The organism is Pseudodesulfovibrio sp. S3 (assembly GCF_004025585.1).
Lineage (GTDB): Bacteria > Desulfobacterota > Desulfovibrionia > Desulfovibrionales > Desulfovibrionaceae > Pseudodesulfovibrio.
Genome location: NZ_QTZO01000002.1, coordinates 328,018 through 342,491 on the forward strand (window position 1 = coordinate 328,018; position 14,474 = coordinate 342,491).

Below are 14,474 nucleotides of genomic sequence, written 5' to 3' on the forward strand. Positions count from 1 at the left end.
TGAAAACCTTAAGCGCCCAGTGGCAACACTTCCCGTATACTCATGAACGAGGTGCGAAATGCTTCAAATTATTTCAGGTAAGTTCTATACAAACGATGATCGGTACAAGCATGACGGGAAAGGTATTTTGTTTTCCAATTACTCATGCGTGGGACCTATCGAAACATGTATTGCGACCCTTGAACCTGTTGGAACCTACGGTTCAAGTTCGTCATATGTCGTAAGTTATATCAACCAACTCGAAAAACACTCTCCTCCTCAAGCAGGCACACTTGTTCGGACTGGGGATTCTGAAATCGTTGAACAATTCATGTACCTCTGCAACCTCTATTTCAGAAGCTTCTTCCACAAAGACAAAGCTACTGTCTGGATGCATTGCCGAGAACACAAAGACGATTCTTCAGATCAAAATGTTCCGTCCCACTTTGTTCCTCGAATTTTTGATAGGCAAATTAATGGCACAAACGATGAGGCCGAGGGCTTTATTGAATTCATCGACCGGGTAATAGGTCTGCCGCGAGAAGACTACCTTTTGATCATGGATGCCATAAGAAATTACTCCTCAGCAATCCAAGCTATAAATAGCAACATCGACCTAGCATACTCACAGATGATTTACTCGCTTGAATCTTTAGCTCAACGATCAGACAACTATGTCCCGATATGGGCCGACTACCCTGAGAACCCACGAAAACGAGTTGATAAGATATTGTCAATGGTCAACGAAGATACGGCAGGGGACATACAAGAGGCGCTATTAAAGGATGCGAATCTAAAGGCTAGAAAAAGGTTTATCGAATTTATTCTCGACAACGTCAGCGATTCATATTTTATCGAACAAGCCCCGCAAGGATACGGTGCCGTTCGAAAAAACGAACTTAAAAGAGCGTTGAGCAATGCTTACACAATGAGGTCAAAATTTGTTCACGAGCTAAAACCAATACAAGACCAGCTTCGACATCCTCGTCTGTCCGAAGGAGATGTCTTTAGGTATTCAAAAGAACCATATTTTAGCATAGCTGGATTAATACGACTTTTCCGTCATGTTGCTTTGAATTTGATTGAAAGCAGGCCACAAATTGAACACGAAGAGATAAACTGGAGAAAGGACTTACCGGGAATCGTTCATATGGAAATGGCTCCAGAGTATTGGATTTGGAAAACAGAAAATATAAATTGCAATACCATAGCCCAAAAACTCACAGGCTTTCTTTCACATTTAGAAACACTTTTTTCATCATCTAAACCAATTACTGATTTACGTCCCCTATTAAATGAGTACGAAAAGAAGTTGGACAAATCTGACTGCGATTCACAGAAAGCCATGCTCACAACCTACTTTCTTTACAACAACATCGTGAACGAAGACGGAAAATCCGACAACCACAAAGAAATATTAAAAAAATACGACGATTCCTTCGATGATTGTTGTATAGAATCAATGGTTGTCAGAATGATACTTAACGCCCCATGGCCGTGGCATGTCGACGAATGTGTTGGCTGCTGGAACGAATACCAACAAAAGAAATACTGGAAAGGGAAGATACAAGTACCCCAGCGAATGACTATTGGCATTCTTGTTACGATTGCAGCAAAATTTCTAGAAAATGGGCATAAGGATAGTTTCAAAGAATGGATGTCGGAAGCTGTACTTGAAGCAGCGGGAAAGCAGGAAATTCAAAAAACAATTCAACAAGCTATCGATAAGGATACAAGTCTTGCAGGAATTAGGCTAATCGTCCCAGATCAAGCAAGCTCTAAGGACTCTGACGAGAAAGGACAATAAGCCCCTTACGGGCGACGGACAAATTATCCCCCCGTTATCATTTGTATATTTTTGTATATTTCACGAAAGAAGGCCTAGAAAAAAACCTTTTAAGCCTTTAGAATAATAGGTGGAAACAACCATTCTTTTGCCTGACAGAAACCTATTTCACGACTTCTCTGCTCCATCTATCAACCGTAGCATATCCCTCACAGCAAACACACAGCCATCAATGTCTTTGCCGCTATAGGGTGTTTCGTTGAGTAACCCCGTAATCCATTGAATCTCACCACTCGCCCTCGGCAAATGACAAAGACGATTTTTCAGCATGTACTCCATGTTAAACTTCATGTCGTTCATCGTTCCAAGCACACTGCGGCTATAGGTCTTGCCATAAGAGAACGGGCCAAGCAGCAACTTGGCTTGAGCTATTTGCGCTGATGTTGCCCCAATGCCCTGAAGAGCTATCTCGAAGTGCTCTATGAACACCTTGTCGAAGTTCGTGAAGTCCTTCTTGACCAATCCGGGCATGAACACGGCAAACCGGGTTTCATCATTGACCAGAAGAACGGATTTCCTGCGAAATAATCTGAAGATGTTGCCATGCCAGCCTTGTAGCCCACGTTTATCAGCGGACTCTAGGATTTGTGCAGGCTTGATCTCGGCCAAAAGCTTCTGAGTACATCCAATGTAAGGCATTGCTGATCTCATCTCGTTAAGAGGTAAAAGAGTCCTCACTCAGATAGCCACAATCGAACTCAGGATCAACTCAGATGAATTCTTTAGGATAATATGGTGGGTTATAAATTGGTATGGTGTCCACCTAATTCAGGACCAACCAAAGAAACAAACAACAAGATCAAAACGCTGAAACGGCAGGCCTACGACTATTGGGACACCGAGTTCTTCAAGCTCAGAATCATGGGCATCCATGAATCGAAGTACGCTCGAACCGGAAGAACCTTTTTTAAACGGCTTCAGACAATTACTGGCACTGATATGCGACCCAAGAAACCCGGTCTGAAATAGGTATGGTGTCCCCCTAACCATACATAAAACTCATTGGCTGTTAGAATCATTTTTTTGTCTTCAATTCAACCTTGTCAATATAGTGAATTTTGTCAGCATAATACTGAATTATTTCGACGTCATGATTATTGTAAATGGTAAACCTATCGTCACCATCCTTTTTATACCGAATTTCAGCATTTCCTTTAAGAATATATTTCAACCGTGCACCATCCGGAGTTACTTTGAAATTCGGAACATTTTTAATCGCAAAATCCTTCAGATACTTTGAACGAGGTATATCCCCAAGCAAATTCCCATCGAGGTATAAGCTAAACTCATCATTGATGTATTTTTGAGCAATACCTCGTCCAGTTTCAGTCCCACTTTTCCGCAAAAAATCGTTAAATTCTATGCAGGCTTTGCCCGAGCAATCGACACCGCCAAAATCCCAGCACTTATTTCCTCCTCGCAGGTAGTACAATTCTCCAACAGACATCTCTTGGTATAAACCAGCAGAAATGCAACCGTCCCCTAGGCATCCTTCTACTGAACCAGGAACCCATTGATGCAACGCCCCGGCAGCAAAGAGGGCTTTGTCCTTCTTGGCAAAAGGCTTTGAATCAATATAATCTGAAAAGGCAAGAAGCACTGGGCGTATTGCTTGTTGAGAATCTGTTACCATAGACTCCGTGGCGGCCTCTCGAATTGCCTTGATCCAAGCAGTGCTATCGCTGAGAAAGTCCAATTCCATCGCGGCATCAAAATTAAAGTCTTCGAGGTGGGCTTCTACTGGCTTAATCTCAATTGTCATAAGCTGTTTGGGCTCTCCCTCAAAGTTTGTTGTCACTCTATATTCTTGATGGGTGATTTCTACCCACCCAATGTTGGCATGAATCTTATCCGATGAATTTTCCGGAGGAATTACCGAACTAATCAAGTCTAAACCTATTCCAATATAATTCAGTACTCCCGGATCTAACAACCTGGCTTGCTCTTGTGCTTTGGCAAAGATCGTTTTTGCCCATGCTGAATTCTTATCGCCTTCCCATGCTCTGAACGTAATATCTATGACCAGCGGTTCATTGACAGGATACTTCAATTTGTTAAAAAGAACATACTTAGTACCTGGATCAAATGTTTCGTAATCATAATTTTTCGAACTTGTTCGCGTAAGAGAAAAAGGAGTCACATGAACGCTGTGATCTCCCATAGACAGCTTTAACGTACAAAGTACATAATCAGGCCGATTGTTGAACATTTTTTCAATGGTCGTTTTCTTTTGTATCGATGGAATCATCAAATCCTTTACACTTATCTGCACATACTGATCATTTGAATTGTAACTGAACGCAGAGCCCGCCAAATGCCCCTCCATGTGGTTCTGAGAATATGCAGTAGTGCTGAATGCCAACAAAACACCGAGTGTCAACAGAATGTTACGCATAGAACCTCCGATGATTTGAATAGAATATTGCTATTCGCATACCACAACCATCAGTTCGTCTCAATAGCGCTTCTTGAATTAGGGGGACATCACACCTCATTCGCCCATCCCCAAACAAATGTTCGCCCACCCGATATCATTTGTATATTTTTTTGTATATTCCACGAAAAAAGGCTTAGAAGGTTTTCCTTCTAAGCCTTTAAATTCATTGGTGGAGCTGGAGGGAATCGAACCCACGACCTCTTGAATGCCATTCAAGCGCTCTCCCAACTGAGCTACAGCCCCACGGCGTTGGGTGGAGGGTAATTATCCAAGGGCGCGGGCATTGTCAACTAAAAATCATTCGAAAGGATTGGGAGATGCGCATTGATTCGTGCCCGGTCTTGCAGTAAGGAAAACGGACGGTTGGAATTATCCGGAGAAAGCATGGCCCAAGTCCTGAAACGAATTCTGATAAAGCTCCTTTGGGTGGGCGTGGTGTTTCTGGGCATCACGGTCATCAGCTTCTGGGTCATTCATCTGGCGCCGGGGTCGCCCACAGACCTCCAGACCACGCTCAACCCGGATGTGGGCATGGAGGCCCGGCTCCAGCTCGAACAACTCTATGGGCTGGACCAGCCCCTGCACATCCAATACGCCAATTGGATCAAACGGCTCGTGCTGCTCGACTTCGGCCAGTCCATGTCCGGCGATCACCGGCCCGTCTGGGACAAGATCAAGGAACGGCTGCCGCTGACCTTCGGCATGAACGTGGCCTCCATGATCCTGACGCTGCTCATCGCCATACCCGTCGGTGTGGCTGCGGCCTGGTGGCGGGGCGGAACCTTCGACAAGATATCCACCATCATCGTATTCATCGGCTTTGCCATGCCCGGCTTCTGGCTGGCCTTGCTGCTCATGCTCTGGCTCGGCATCAGTTGGCCCATCCTGCCCATCTCGGGCCTGACATCCATGGGCTACGACTCCATGTCGCCCCTCGGGAAAATATGGGATGTGACCCGGCATCTCATCCTTCCGGTCTTCATTTACACCTCGGGTTCCTGGGCTGGCATGTCCCGCTTCATGCGTTCCAGCATGCTCGAAGTGCTTCGCCAGGACTACATCATGACCGCCCGCGCCAAGGGGCTGTCCAGCCGGGTGGTGCTCTTCAAGCACGCCCTGCGCAATGCACTCATGCCCGTCATCACCATCCTCGGCCTTTCGGTTCCGTCCCTTATCGGCGGCTCGGTCATCATCGAATCCATCTTTGCCCTGCCCGGCCTGGGCCAGCTCTTTTATCAGGCGGTCATGTCCAGGGATTATCCGCTGATCATGGGCAGCCTCGTGCTCGGCGCCGTCCTGACGCTCATCGGCAATCTGCTGGCGGACGTGGGCTACGGCCTGGCCGACCCGCGCATCCGCATAGGCCAGGGGAGGGAACGGTGAAACACAAACCACTGAAACGCCGATCCCCGTGGGTACGCCACTCCCTGCTCGCCATAGGCGGCCTGATCGTGGGAATCATGTCCCTGGCCGCGGTCTTTGCACCGCTCATCGCCCCGTTCGATCCCAATGTGATCAACGTGGACGCCCTGCTTCTGCCGCCGTCAGCCACCCATCTCATGGGCACGGACGCGCTTGGACGCGACGTATTCTCGCGCATCCTCTTCGGCGGAAGGGTTTCACTGTGGGTCGGGTTCGTGGCCGTGGGCATCGCCACTTCCATCGGTCTGGTGCTGGGCCTGATTGCCGGCTACTTCGGCAGGTGGGTGGACGAAATCATCATGCGCGGCGTGGATGTCATGCTCTGTTTTCCGTCGTTCTTCCTGATCCTGGCAGTCATCACATTTCTTGAGCCGAGCCTGACCAACATCATGATCGTCATCGGCCTGACCGGCTGGATGGGTGTATCCCGGCTGGTCCGCGCCGAAACCCTGACCCTCCGCGAACGCGATTTCGTCATGGCCGCCCGCGCCGCCGGGGCAGGCTCGGTCCGCATCATCTTCCGCCACATCATGCCCAATGCTGTGGGACCGGTGCTCGTGTCCGCCACACTGGGCGTGGCCGGGGCCATCCTGACCGAATCCTCGCTCTCCTTCCTCGGCCTGGGCGTACAGCCGCCCGACGCCTCCTGGGGCAACATCCTCATGGAAGGCAAGGAAGTCCTCGGCATTGCATGGTGGCTCTCCGTATTTCCGGGGTTGGCCATCCTGGTCACCGTGCTCGGCTACAACCTGCTCGGCGAATCCCTGCGCGACCTGCTCGATCCGAGACTGAAGCAGTGATATCCCTGCGCCCCGCCACTGCCGACGACGAATCCCTTATCCGGGACATCATTCACGCATCCATGCTGGTCAGCTATGTGCATTTCCTGCCTGCAAAATTCACTGAAAAGATGTTGCGAAACGATCGTGCCGGAGAAATCGCCCGCAATGACGCCGTCCGCTTCACCATTGCCGAGTGGAACAACACCCCGGCAGGCGTCATGCTGCTCAAGGCAGACTATGTGGACCACCTCTGGACCCATCCCGATTTCATGGGCAAGGGGGTGGGCAGCGCCCTGCTCGACCATGCCGCACACGTGGCGACCCAGGCCGGATTCCACGCCCTGACCCTGAACTGTTTCGAAAAAAACACCCACGCCCTCGATTTCTACAAGGCCAAGGGGTTCGTCATTGAAAAGACCTTCGAGGCCATTGACTATTGTCCCGGCGAAAACGCCTGCTTTCTCGTCAGGCAACTCAAGGACACCACCGCCTCCTCTGAGCCATTCAATGCCATATGCTGAAGCGACTTGGCAGGGCTGTCCGCCGATCGGCCGAACGCCTTATCCCTGGATAAGACCTTGTCCAGAGCCATCTCGGCAGCGCCCGTTCAGGCCCGCATCACGGCACTGACCATCTCCATCAACCTGTCGACTTCCACCGGCTTGGCCAAATAGCCATCGACTCCGGCCTTCAGGAATATTTCCTCATCACCTGCCATGGCATATGCAGTCATGGCGACAATGGGAATCCGGACATTCCGATCCCCGGCCTCCCCGGCCCGTATGGCCCTTGTTGCCTCCACTCCGTCCATTACCGGCATTTGAATATCCATCAGGACCAGTTCGTAGTCATTGGAAGGAAGGGCCTTCAGGGCCTCGGCACCGTTCTCCACAACGTCAACCCGATACCCGGCCTTATACAGGAACCGACTCACCGCCATGCTGTTCACGGCATCATCCTCGACCAGGAGAATCGCACGGGAGCCGCCTGCACGACTTTCCTCTTTTGATGCAACGGGAAGTCCCGCCTCAGCTTCTCCGTGTCGCTTGAAAGAGATGCAGAAATGGAAGGTGGTGCCGACGCCCGGCTGGCTGGCGGCAGAAATGTCGCCGCCCATCAGATGCACGAGCTGACGCACGATGGGCAAGCCAAGCCCCGCCCCCTGATGGGAACGTCGGTACCCCTCGTCGTCTTGCGTGAAAGGCTCAAAGAGGTATTCGATCCTGCTTTCATCAATGCCTATGCCGGTATCGGAAACGGAAAACAGGATCCGGCTCATTCCAGGCCGGTCACTGGGAAGGGGGTACGCCTCGATCCTGACACTGCCGGATTCCGTGAATTTGACAGCATTCCCCACCAGATTATTGAATATCTGCTGAAGCCGCAGGGAGTCGCCCACCAGATCGTGCGGAATAGCTTCATGTATATTCATTACGAATCCAATCCCTTTCTGTTGACAAGACGGCCTGAACAGACGCTCGACAAACACCATGGATTCAACCAGATCGAACTGCTCCTCAGTCAAACTGATGTTGCCGGTCTCAATTCTGGACAAATCGAGAATGTCGCCGACAAGAGCGGTCAGACGCGCAGCCGACTCTGCCGCCATACCGAGGTATTCCTCCTGGTCCGAATCCAATGGTGTGGTTTGGAGAAGGTAATGCATGCCCATGATGCCGTTCAAAGGCGTTCTCAGCTCATGGCTCATGTTCGCAAGGAACATGGTCTTGGCATGATTGGCAGCCTCGGCATTGGCCTTTTCCCGGGCCAACTCCGCTTTCTGCTGCAGCAGGTGTTCACGGGCCTGGTCCAACTTGACCACCATCTCGTTATAGGCCCTTCCGATCTCCAACATTTCCAAAGGCAGCTTTTCTATTCCGATGGACGTACCGAGTTCGCCCTTGCCCAGATTGACGAAAGCCTGTTGAAACTGTTCTTTGACGGCGTCAAGAAGGTCGTCCTTGCTCAACACCGTGATGCAGATCCAATCCATGCATTCCAGGTTCACCCAGTATATCTGATATTCGTCTTCATCTGTCTTGACGGTTTCATATCCGGCCCCTTGCGCGTGAATATCCTGCAAATCCAGGTGAGCAAAAGCCTCGTGCAGATCCTTGAAAGGAACCTGACATTCCTCCCCCTTGCACATTTTCCGGGAGAGCACCCCGTGGCTGGAGGATATGACCATGCCGTCAAGCTGCACGACACAGTTCAGCTGCGAGCTCCGCGTCGGGGCCAGGACGGACGGACGCACAAGACTGTCCACCTGCAAATCGATACTCCACAAACCGACGAAGTCGTCCTGAACATACACGGGGATCGACGCGGCCACGATCATCCCCTGTCCAGCGTAGTCTATATGCGGCAGGGACCAGCGCACCTCCCGCTCCGGATTCACCTCGGGATTGACCGAGGCATACGTGTGATAGTCGCTCCATTTGAAATCAGGAGTAATGGCCGTAATCTGGTCGATATAAGGATATTGCAGCGCTGTGTTGGCGATGTCCTGATAATATATCCAGACCGTTCCCGGCAACCGTTGGCGCAGGGCCATGAGCATCGGCCCCATGCTTCTGTGACAGAACAAACGGTATCCGGCGTCCAAGTCGCCTTTGCTGTCGGGCGGCCAGGAATAACTCAACGCCTCCTTGCTCAGCGATCCGCCCCTGAAGGCCTTGAGGTCGTGAAGGCTCAGATAAAAACCGTCCTCCCCCACTCCGAACCCCGCACTCGTCAGCCAGTCGCGTATGGCCGCTGGATCGCGGGGGGTTATCTTGAACAATTCAAGGGAATGGCACGCGAGATAATGCAGCGCGTCCTTGACACGGTCCAGTTCGCAGGAAATGACTCTGGAGACCACCTTGAGTTGTGTTTGTATCCTTTCAAGCTCAAGCATCGAATACTCCTTCACCGCAAGCGGACAGCTTTTTCGATCAGCGAAACACAACCTCACGGCACGCCCTGTTCCTCCCATGGCAGATACGAAAAATCATAGATACGAAGCCCCTCGACTGAAAATCTTCCGGCAGTCGCCCCTGCCGTCGCACGCCTTCCTGAGCACGCAGGGAAGAGATGTTTCCATCTTGTCATAGATTCCTACGGGCAACATGCGCCTGTACATTATAATCGGTCGTCCACCTCCGCTGAACATGCAGCATAAAAGACCGGGCCGAACCATTCCGCCCAAGCCGCCATGTTCCTCTTTTCCACTGGTCCGCACTGGTGTATACCAATCCTCGGTATCCAGATTTTCCAAACGCTGTGGATGAAAAGAAACGGCATCGGTCCAATCTTTCTTACTAGGCTGGTATGGCACATGCTTGAACTGCTGCGAATCCGAAACCTCGCTCTCATCGAAGACGTTGAGCTGGAATTTTCTCCCGGCCTGAACGCCCTGACCGGCGAGACCGGTGCGGGCAAGTCCTTCATCATGCGGGCCGTGGACTTTCTCATGGGCGAACGCATGGACAAGAAGCTGGTCCGACCGGGAACCGACAAGGCCACCGTGGAGGCCCTTTTCGTGCTGCCCGAAGGCGAGACCGTGATCCGGCGCGAACTTTCCGCCGAAACCGGACGCAGCCGGGTATACGTCAACGACGTCCTCTCATCCCAGCCCACCATCAGGGACATGGGCTCCCGGCTGATCATCCACACTTCACAACACGGGCAGCAGAAGCTCCTGTCCCCGGCCTTCCAGTCAGAGATTCTCGACTCCTTCCTCCCGACCCCCTCGTTCCTGACGGAGCGCAACGAGAGCCTCGCCGTGCTCAATGACGTGCTGGAACGCAAGCGGCGGTTGGCCGAGAAATTCGACGATCTGCAAAAACAGCGCGATTTTCTCGAATACCAGAAAAAGGAAATCGAGGCGGTGGACCCGCAACCGGGCGAAGAGAACGAGTTGGAGGAACGCAAGAAAATTCTCAAGGACCGCGAGCAGGCAGGCGAATGCCTCCAGAACGCCCTCGACATCCTGCACGGCGAAGTCAGCCTGCTCGACGCCATGACCCTGCTCACCCGCGAGATGGAGATCATCGCCCGGCTCTTCCCCGGCTTTGAAGAGGACCGCGAGGCCATCGAAGAGCACCGCATGCGGCTGCATGATATCGACTCCCGGCTGCGGCGCGGACCGGATTATTTCGAGGAAGAGGAAACCATGTCCCTGGACGACATCGAATCCCGGCTGTTCGCATTGGCTAAACTCAAACGCAAACTCAAGCGCGGTCTGGACGAGATCGTGGGCATGAAGACCGAGATCGACGACAACCTTTCCTTTCTCGACGCCTGCGCCCTGGACATGAAGCACCTGAACCGCGAGGAAAGCCTAGCAGCGGCAGCCCTCAAGGAAACCCTGGCCAGACTCAACCGCGCCCGGAAAAAGGCGGCAGGCGAACTCTCCACCCGCATCGTGGACGAACTTTCCGACCTCGGGTTTTCCGAGCACGTCAAGGTCCACTTCGAATTCGATCCGCGCGAACTCTATCCCGGCTGCGACGACATGCGCGGCCGTCTCATGTGGGTGCCCAACCCGGGACAGGCTGCACAACCGCTTGACAAAATCGCCTCGGGAGGCGAACTCTCCCGCTTCCTGCTGGCCCTGGTCACCATGCGCGGCGACAGCGAGCAGGATCACGACGCCCGCCCCTCCCTCATCTTCGATGAAGTGGACGCGGGCATCGGCGGCCTGACCCTGAACTCCGTGGGCAACAAGCTGCGCACCCTGGCCGACCGCCAGCAGATGCTGCTCATCACCCACTGGCCGCAACTGGCCCGCAAGGCGGACCGCCACTTCCTCATCGTCAAGGAAGTGATCGACAACGTGACCTATACCCGTTGCGATCGACTGGAAGGGGATGAAATAATGGCGGAACTCTCGCGTATGGCCGGCGGCGGCGAACAGGGTGCAGCCCTGGCAGAAAAATTATGTAAATAGGGGGGAGCGGGTACGCCTCCGGCGGCCGTGGGAAGGGGAGGAAAAACCCTTTTCAAAGGGTTTTTCCTCCCCTTCCCACGGACCCCCATCCCCTTCTTTTCCCAAACTTTTTAGTGCGCGCTTCGCGCGGGGTTTGCTGTGACCACTCTTTTCATTTCGCTTTATATGAAGCTCTTCTTTCTGCTCACGCCGTTTTTCGTGCTGTCCGTGTTCCTGACCCTGACCGAGGATATGGAAAAATCGGAACAGCGCCGACTGGCCATACGCACCACCACGGCAGTGCTTGTCATCGCCCTGGTACTCTACTTTGCGGGCAATCCCATCTTCTCCACACTGGGCATCACCCTGGACGGCTTCCGGGTGGGGGCGGGTTCGCTGCTCTTCCTGTCTGCCGTGTCCCTGCTCTCCGGGAAGAAACAACGCCCCGAAATGGACGACGACGCGGACGTGGCCGTGGTACCCTTGGCCATCCCCATCACGGTCGGTCCGGCCTCCATCGGAACCCTGCTCATCCTCGGCGCGGAGTTGTCCACCACACCGCAAAAGCTCACCGGAGCCGCCGCCCTGGTCTGTGCCTGCCTGTCCGTCGGACTGCTCCTGTTCATCGCCCCTACCGCCAAACGGGTCATAGGGAAGATGGGCCTCAACGTGATGACCAAGATCACCGGACTGGTCCTGTCGGCCATGGCCGCACAGATCGTGTTTGTCGGGGTGAAAAACTTCCTCGCCTGATCCGGCCCGGAGCCGCCTCCTTCTCCTCTTTACACCGCCCCGAAACTCCTCTACAAAATAGTTGCTATGACAACCAATCTGGAACTCACTCTGGAACACGGCTACAATATCCGCTCCTACGAGCCGCGCATGGACGGCCACGTATCCATCGCCTCCCTCTGCAACCAGTTGCAGGATATCGCCTCGCGCCACGCCGACTCCCTGGGCTTCGGCTTCCACGATCTTGAGGAAAGCGGCCATTTCTGGATTCTGGCCCGGCTCCACATCATGGTGAACCGGCTGCCGAGATTCGGAGAACGGACCTCGATCCGAACCTGGCCGTCCGGCAACGAACGACTGGTGGCCCTGCGCGATTTTCTGATCCATGACGCTGACGGCCTCATCGGGCAGGCCACCACTTCCTGGGTGACCATGAATAAACAGACCCATCGCCCTGACAAGCCGGACCAGGTACTGAACCGCCGCTTTATCCCGGACCGGGAGCACGCCATTGTTTTCCCGACCAAATCCGTGACCCGGCTCAAGCAGGGCGACTACACCGCCGACCTGACTGCCCGCCGGGCCGACATCGACATCAACGGCCACGTCAACAACGTGAAGCATGTTGAACTGTGCTTCGAGGCAGTGCCGCCGGAATGGGCAGATGATCACCGATGCAGGGGGCTGGACATCCAGTTCCGGGCCGAGGCTTTTGCCGGTGACAAATTGCGGGCTGCCTGTGCCCTTTCCGAGCCGGACGCGGACATGGACACCATGCTGCACTCCCTGACGCGGGTTTCAGACGACAAGGAGATCGTACGCATGCGCTCCTGGTGGAGGAAGGCATGACTGCGGACATCAACCTGACCTTCAACACCGCCGGTGTGGACTGGACCAAGGCCACCGAAATATTCGAAAGGGCGCCGCTCGGCACCCGTGAGCCGGACCGCCTGCGACGGACCTTTGAAAACAGCTCTCTGGTCTGCTTTGCCTGGGACAACGGAACCCTGATCGGCATCAGCCGCGCCCTGAGTGACGGCATTGTCCAGTCGGTCATCTACGATCTGTGCATGCTCCCGGAATATCAGGGCAAGGGACTTGGAACCCGAATGATGGAGGCCATGATCCAAAGGCTGGATACCGACAATGTGGTCCTGTGGGCCGTGCCGGGCAAGGAACCCTTCTATGCCCGCTTCGGCTTCAAGCCCATGCTCACGGCCATGGCCTTGGTCGAGAACCCCGAACGGACCGCGGCCCAGGGCTACATCAGGCTGTAGACTCTACGCCGCCCGCCAGCACCTCGACCAACATCCGGGCCAGCGCAGGCTCATATTTCTTCGCATCCCTAACCAGTACCAAGGCCGCTTCGGCCATGTCGTGTGCGCTCCTGTACGGCCTGTCCCCGATCAGGGCGGAATAGGAATCAGCCACGGCGCAGAGCTTTCCGGCCATGGAAATCGCCTTGGAGAACCGCCGCTCTGGATAGCCGGAGCCGTCCAGCCGTTCATGGTGTTGGGTCAGGCATTCCCGGATCACGGAGTCCTCCTCCTTGAGCCGCTTGAGTATGTTCCGGCCCGCATCGATATGGTGCTCGATGGATTCACGGTCACGCCGGACCAGAAGCTGTTGCTTGTCCTTGATGAATTTCGGCACCTTGGCCATGCCCATGTCGTGCAGAAGCAGGCCGAGCGCCAGGCTGGCAAGTGCGGTTTTCTCCACCTTGCCGTCCGTCAACCGAAGATAAAGCGCCAGCCCGATGAGCATGGTGTTGGTCGAATGCACTGCCAGGCTGTATTCGCGGTCCAGGGTCCGGGTCAGGAACTCCACGCGGGCAGGGTCGATCCAGAGGTACTCCGCCAGGACCGAGACATCCTTTTTCAGCGCCTCATAGGCCTTTTTCTGCGGCTGGGCGAAAAACGCGTCCATGCGGTCCCTGAACGCGAGAAAGAAAATTTCCGCCACCTCGAGGGAAGTGAAGCCCTCTTCCACCAGGAGCAGGCCGAGCCGCTTGCTCAGATGCTCGGCATAGACCCTGTAATCATCGCGGAGCAAGTAAAGCTGCCCGTTCTCGGCAAATCCAGCCACCTCGGCCTGACCGTCCGTGGACAGCCGTTGTCCGGCCTTGTGATATTTCTTTGTCTGGGCCACTCGTGGATCAAAACAATAGAGATCCACAGGCGGTCGGAACTTCGGGAAGCTCGCCAGGATGTTCGGACTGATCTGAAGATAGGTCTCGGACAGGGCATCGTTGTTCAGGGATTCGGCCATGTCGCGGATGATACCCGGGTTTGGGCCTTTTTTAAAGGGGCAGCGGCAACCGACGCAAAAAAAGGGACCCCGGAAAACCCGAAGCCCCTTGAAGGTTGC

The 14,474-nt window shown here is 53.8% G+C and carries 12 protein-coding genes and 1 tRNA gene; 8 read left to right on the forward strand and 5 right to left on the reverse strand.

The window, feature by feature from the left end; genetic code table 11:
• Window positions 1-58: 58 nt before the first annotated feature.
• Window positions 59-1,786 (forward strand): hypothetical protein, encoded by a 1,728-nt coding sequence (locus DWB63_RS03250; RefSeq protein WP_128327377.1) that lies wholly within the window; start codon window positions 59-61, stop codon window positions 1,784-1,786.
• Between the two features lie 147 nt (window positions 1,787-1,933).
• Here the strand turns inward: DWB63_RS03250 and DWB63_RS03255 are convergent, their stop codons facing one another.
• The 3 genes from DWB63_RS03255 to DWB63_RS03270 form a co-directional block, all read right to left on the reverse strand.
• Window positions 1,934-2,464 (reverse strand): hypothetical protein, encoded by a 531-nt coding sequence (locus tag DWB63_RS03255; RefSeq protein ID WP_128327378.1) that lies wholly within the window; start codon window positions 2,462-2,464, stop codon window positions 1,934-1,936.
• A gap of 376 nt (window positions 2,465-2,840) precedes the next feature.
• Complete coding sequence (locus DWB63_RS03265) at window positions 2,841-4,220, reverse strand: hypothetical protein (RefSeq protein ID WP_128327379.1); 1,380 nt, start codon at window positions 4,218-4,220, stop codon at window positions 2,841-2,843.
• Between the two features lie 209 nt (window positions 4,221-4,429).
• A tRNA-Ala gene (locus DWB63_RS03270) sits at window positions 4,430-4,505 on the reverse strand.
• 141 nt (window positions 4,506-4,646) lie between these two features.
• On the opposite strand from DWB63_RS03270, the gene DWB63_RS03275 reads away from it, so the two are divergent.
• The 3 genes from DWB63_RS03275 to DWB63_RS03285 are packed head-to-tail and all read left to right on the forward strand — an operon-like array spanning window position 4,647 to window position 6,987.
• On the forward strand, window positions 4,647-5,645 hold the full coding sequence (locus tag DWB63_RS03275; RefSeq protein WP_128327380.1) for an ABC transporter permease: 999 nt from the start codon (window positions 4,647-4,649) through the stop codon (window positions 5,643-5,645).
• Complete coding sequence (locus DWB63_RS03280; RefSeq protein WP_128327381.1) at window positions 5,642-6,484, forward strand: ABC transporter permease; 843 nt, start codon at window positions 5,642-5,644, stop codon at window positions 6,482-6,484. Before DWB63_RS03275 ends, DWB63_RS03280 begins: the two co-directional genes overlap by 4 nt.
• A complete protein-coding gene (locus DWB63_RS03285; RefSeq protein WP_164879775.1) occupies window positions 6,481-6,987 on the forward strand; it encodes a GNAT family N-acetyltransferase in 507 nt (168 codons plus the stop codon). Before DWB63_RS03280 ends, DWB63_RS03285 begins: the two co-directional genes overlap by 4 nt.
• A gap of 86 nt (window positions 6,988-7,073) precedes the next feature.
• On the opposite strand, the gene DWB63_RS03290 is transcribed toward DWB63_RS03285, so the two are convergent.
• Window positions 7,074-9,362, reverse strand: a complete 2,289-nt coding sequence (locus DWB63_RS03290) for an ATP-binding protein (protein WP_164879776.1) — start codon at window positions 9,360-9,362, stop codon at window positions 7,074-7,076.
• A gap of 420 nt (window positions 9,363-9,782) precedes the next feature.
• Here DWB63_RS03290 and DWB63_RS03295 point away from each other — a divergent pair, with 420 nt between their 5' ends.
• The 4 genes from DWB63_RS03295 to DWB63_RS03310 all read left to right on the forward strand — a co-directional run bounded on the left by DWB63_RS03295 (window position 9,783) and on the right by DWB63_RS03310 (window position 13,384).
• Window positions 9,783-11,396, forward strand: coding sequence for an AAA family ATPase (locus tag DWB63_RS03295; RefSeq protein ID WP_128327384.1), 1,614 nt, complete (start codon window positions 9,783-9,785; stop codon window positions 11,394-11,396).
• Between the two features lie 138 nt (window positions 11,397-11,534).
• Entirely contained in the window at window positions 11,535-12,128 is a 594-nt protein-coding gene (locus DWB63_RS03300) for a MarC family protein (RefSeq protein ID WP_128327385.1), read from the forward strand.
• A 66-nt stretch (window positions 12,129-12,194) separates the two neighbouring features.
• Entirely contained in the window at window positions 12,195-12,956 is a 762-nt protein-coding gene (locus DWB63_RS03305) for an acyl-ACP thioesterase domain-containing protein (protein ID WP_128327386.1), read from the forward strand.
• On the forward strand, window positions 12,953-13,384 hold the full coding sequence (locus DWB63_RS03310; protein WP_128327387.1) for a GNAT family N-acetyltransferase: 432 nt from the start codon (window positions 12,953-12,955) through the stop codon (window positions 13,382-13,384). Before DWB63_RS03305 ends, DWB63_RS03310 begins: the two co-directional genes overlap by 4 nt.
• On the opposite strand, the gene DWB63_RS03315 is transcribed toward DWB63_RS03310, so the two are convergent.
• Entirely contained in the window at window positions 13,374-14,375 is a 1,002-nt protein-coding gene (locus tag DWB63_RS03315; protein ID WP_128327388.1) for an HD domain-containing phosphohydrolase, read from the reverse strand. The two genes, DWB63_RS03310 and DWB63_RS03315, sit on opposite strands and share 11 nt — an antisense overlap.
• Between the last annotated feature and the right edge of the window lie 99 nt (window positions 14,376-14,474).

What these genes read in the sequence shown, in the direction of transcription:
- DWB63_RS03295 (WP_128327384.1), top strand. Translation starts at nt 9,783, where the DNA reads ATGCTTGAACTGCTGCGAATCCGAAACCTCGCTCTCATCGAAGACGTT.
- DWB63_RS03290 (WP_164879776.1), bottom strand. Translation starts at nt 9,362, where the DNA reads ATGCTTGAGCTTGAAAGGATACAAACACAACTCAAGGTGGTCTCCAGA.
- DWB63_RS03265 (WP_128327379.1), bottom strand. Translation starts at nt 4,220, where the DNA reads ATGCGTAACATTCTGTTGACACTCGGTGTTTTGTTGGCATTCAGCACT.
- DWB63_RS03310 (WP_128327387.1), top strand. Translation starts at nt 12,953, where the DNA reads ATGACTGCGGACATCAACCTGACCTTCAACACCGCCGGTGTGGACTGG.
- DWB63_RS03275 (WP_128327380.1), top strand. Translation starts at nt 4,647, where the DNA reads ATGGCCCAAGTCCTGAAACGAATTCTGATAAAGCTCCTTTGGGTGGGC.
- DWB63_RS03305 (WP_128327386.1), top strand. Translation starts at nt 12,195, where the DNA reads ATGACAACCAATCTGGAACTCACTCTGGAACACGGCTACAATATCCGC.
- DWB63_RS03250 (WP_128327377.1), top strand. Translation starts at nt 59, where the DNA reads ATGCTTCAAATTATTTCAGGTAAGTTCTATACAAACGATGATCGGTAC.
- DWB63_RS03255 (WP_128327378.1), bottom strand. Translation starts at nt 2,464, where the DNA reads ATGCCTTACATTGGATGTACTCAGAAGCTTTTGGCCGAGATCAAGCCT.
- DWB63_RS03315 (WP_128327388.1), bottom strand. Translation starts at nt 14,375, where the DNA reads ATGGCCGAATCCCTGAACAACGATGCCCTGTCCGAGACCTATCTTCAG.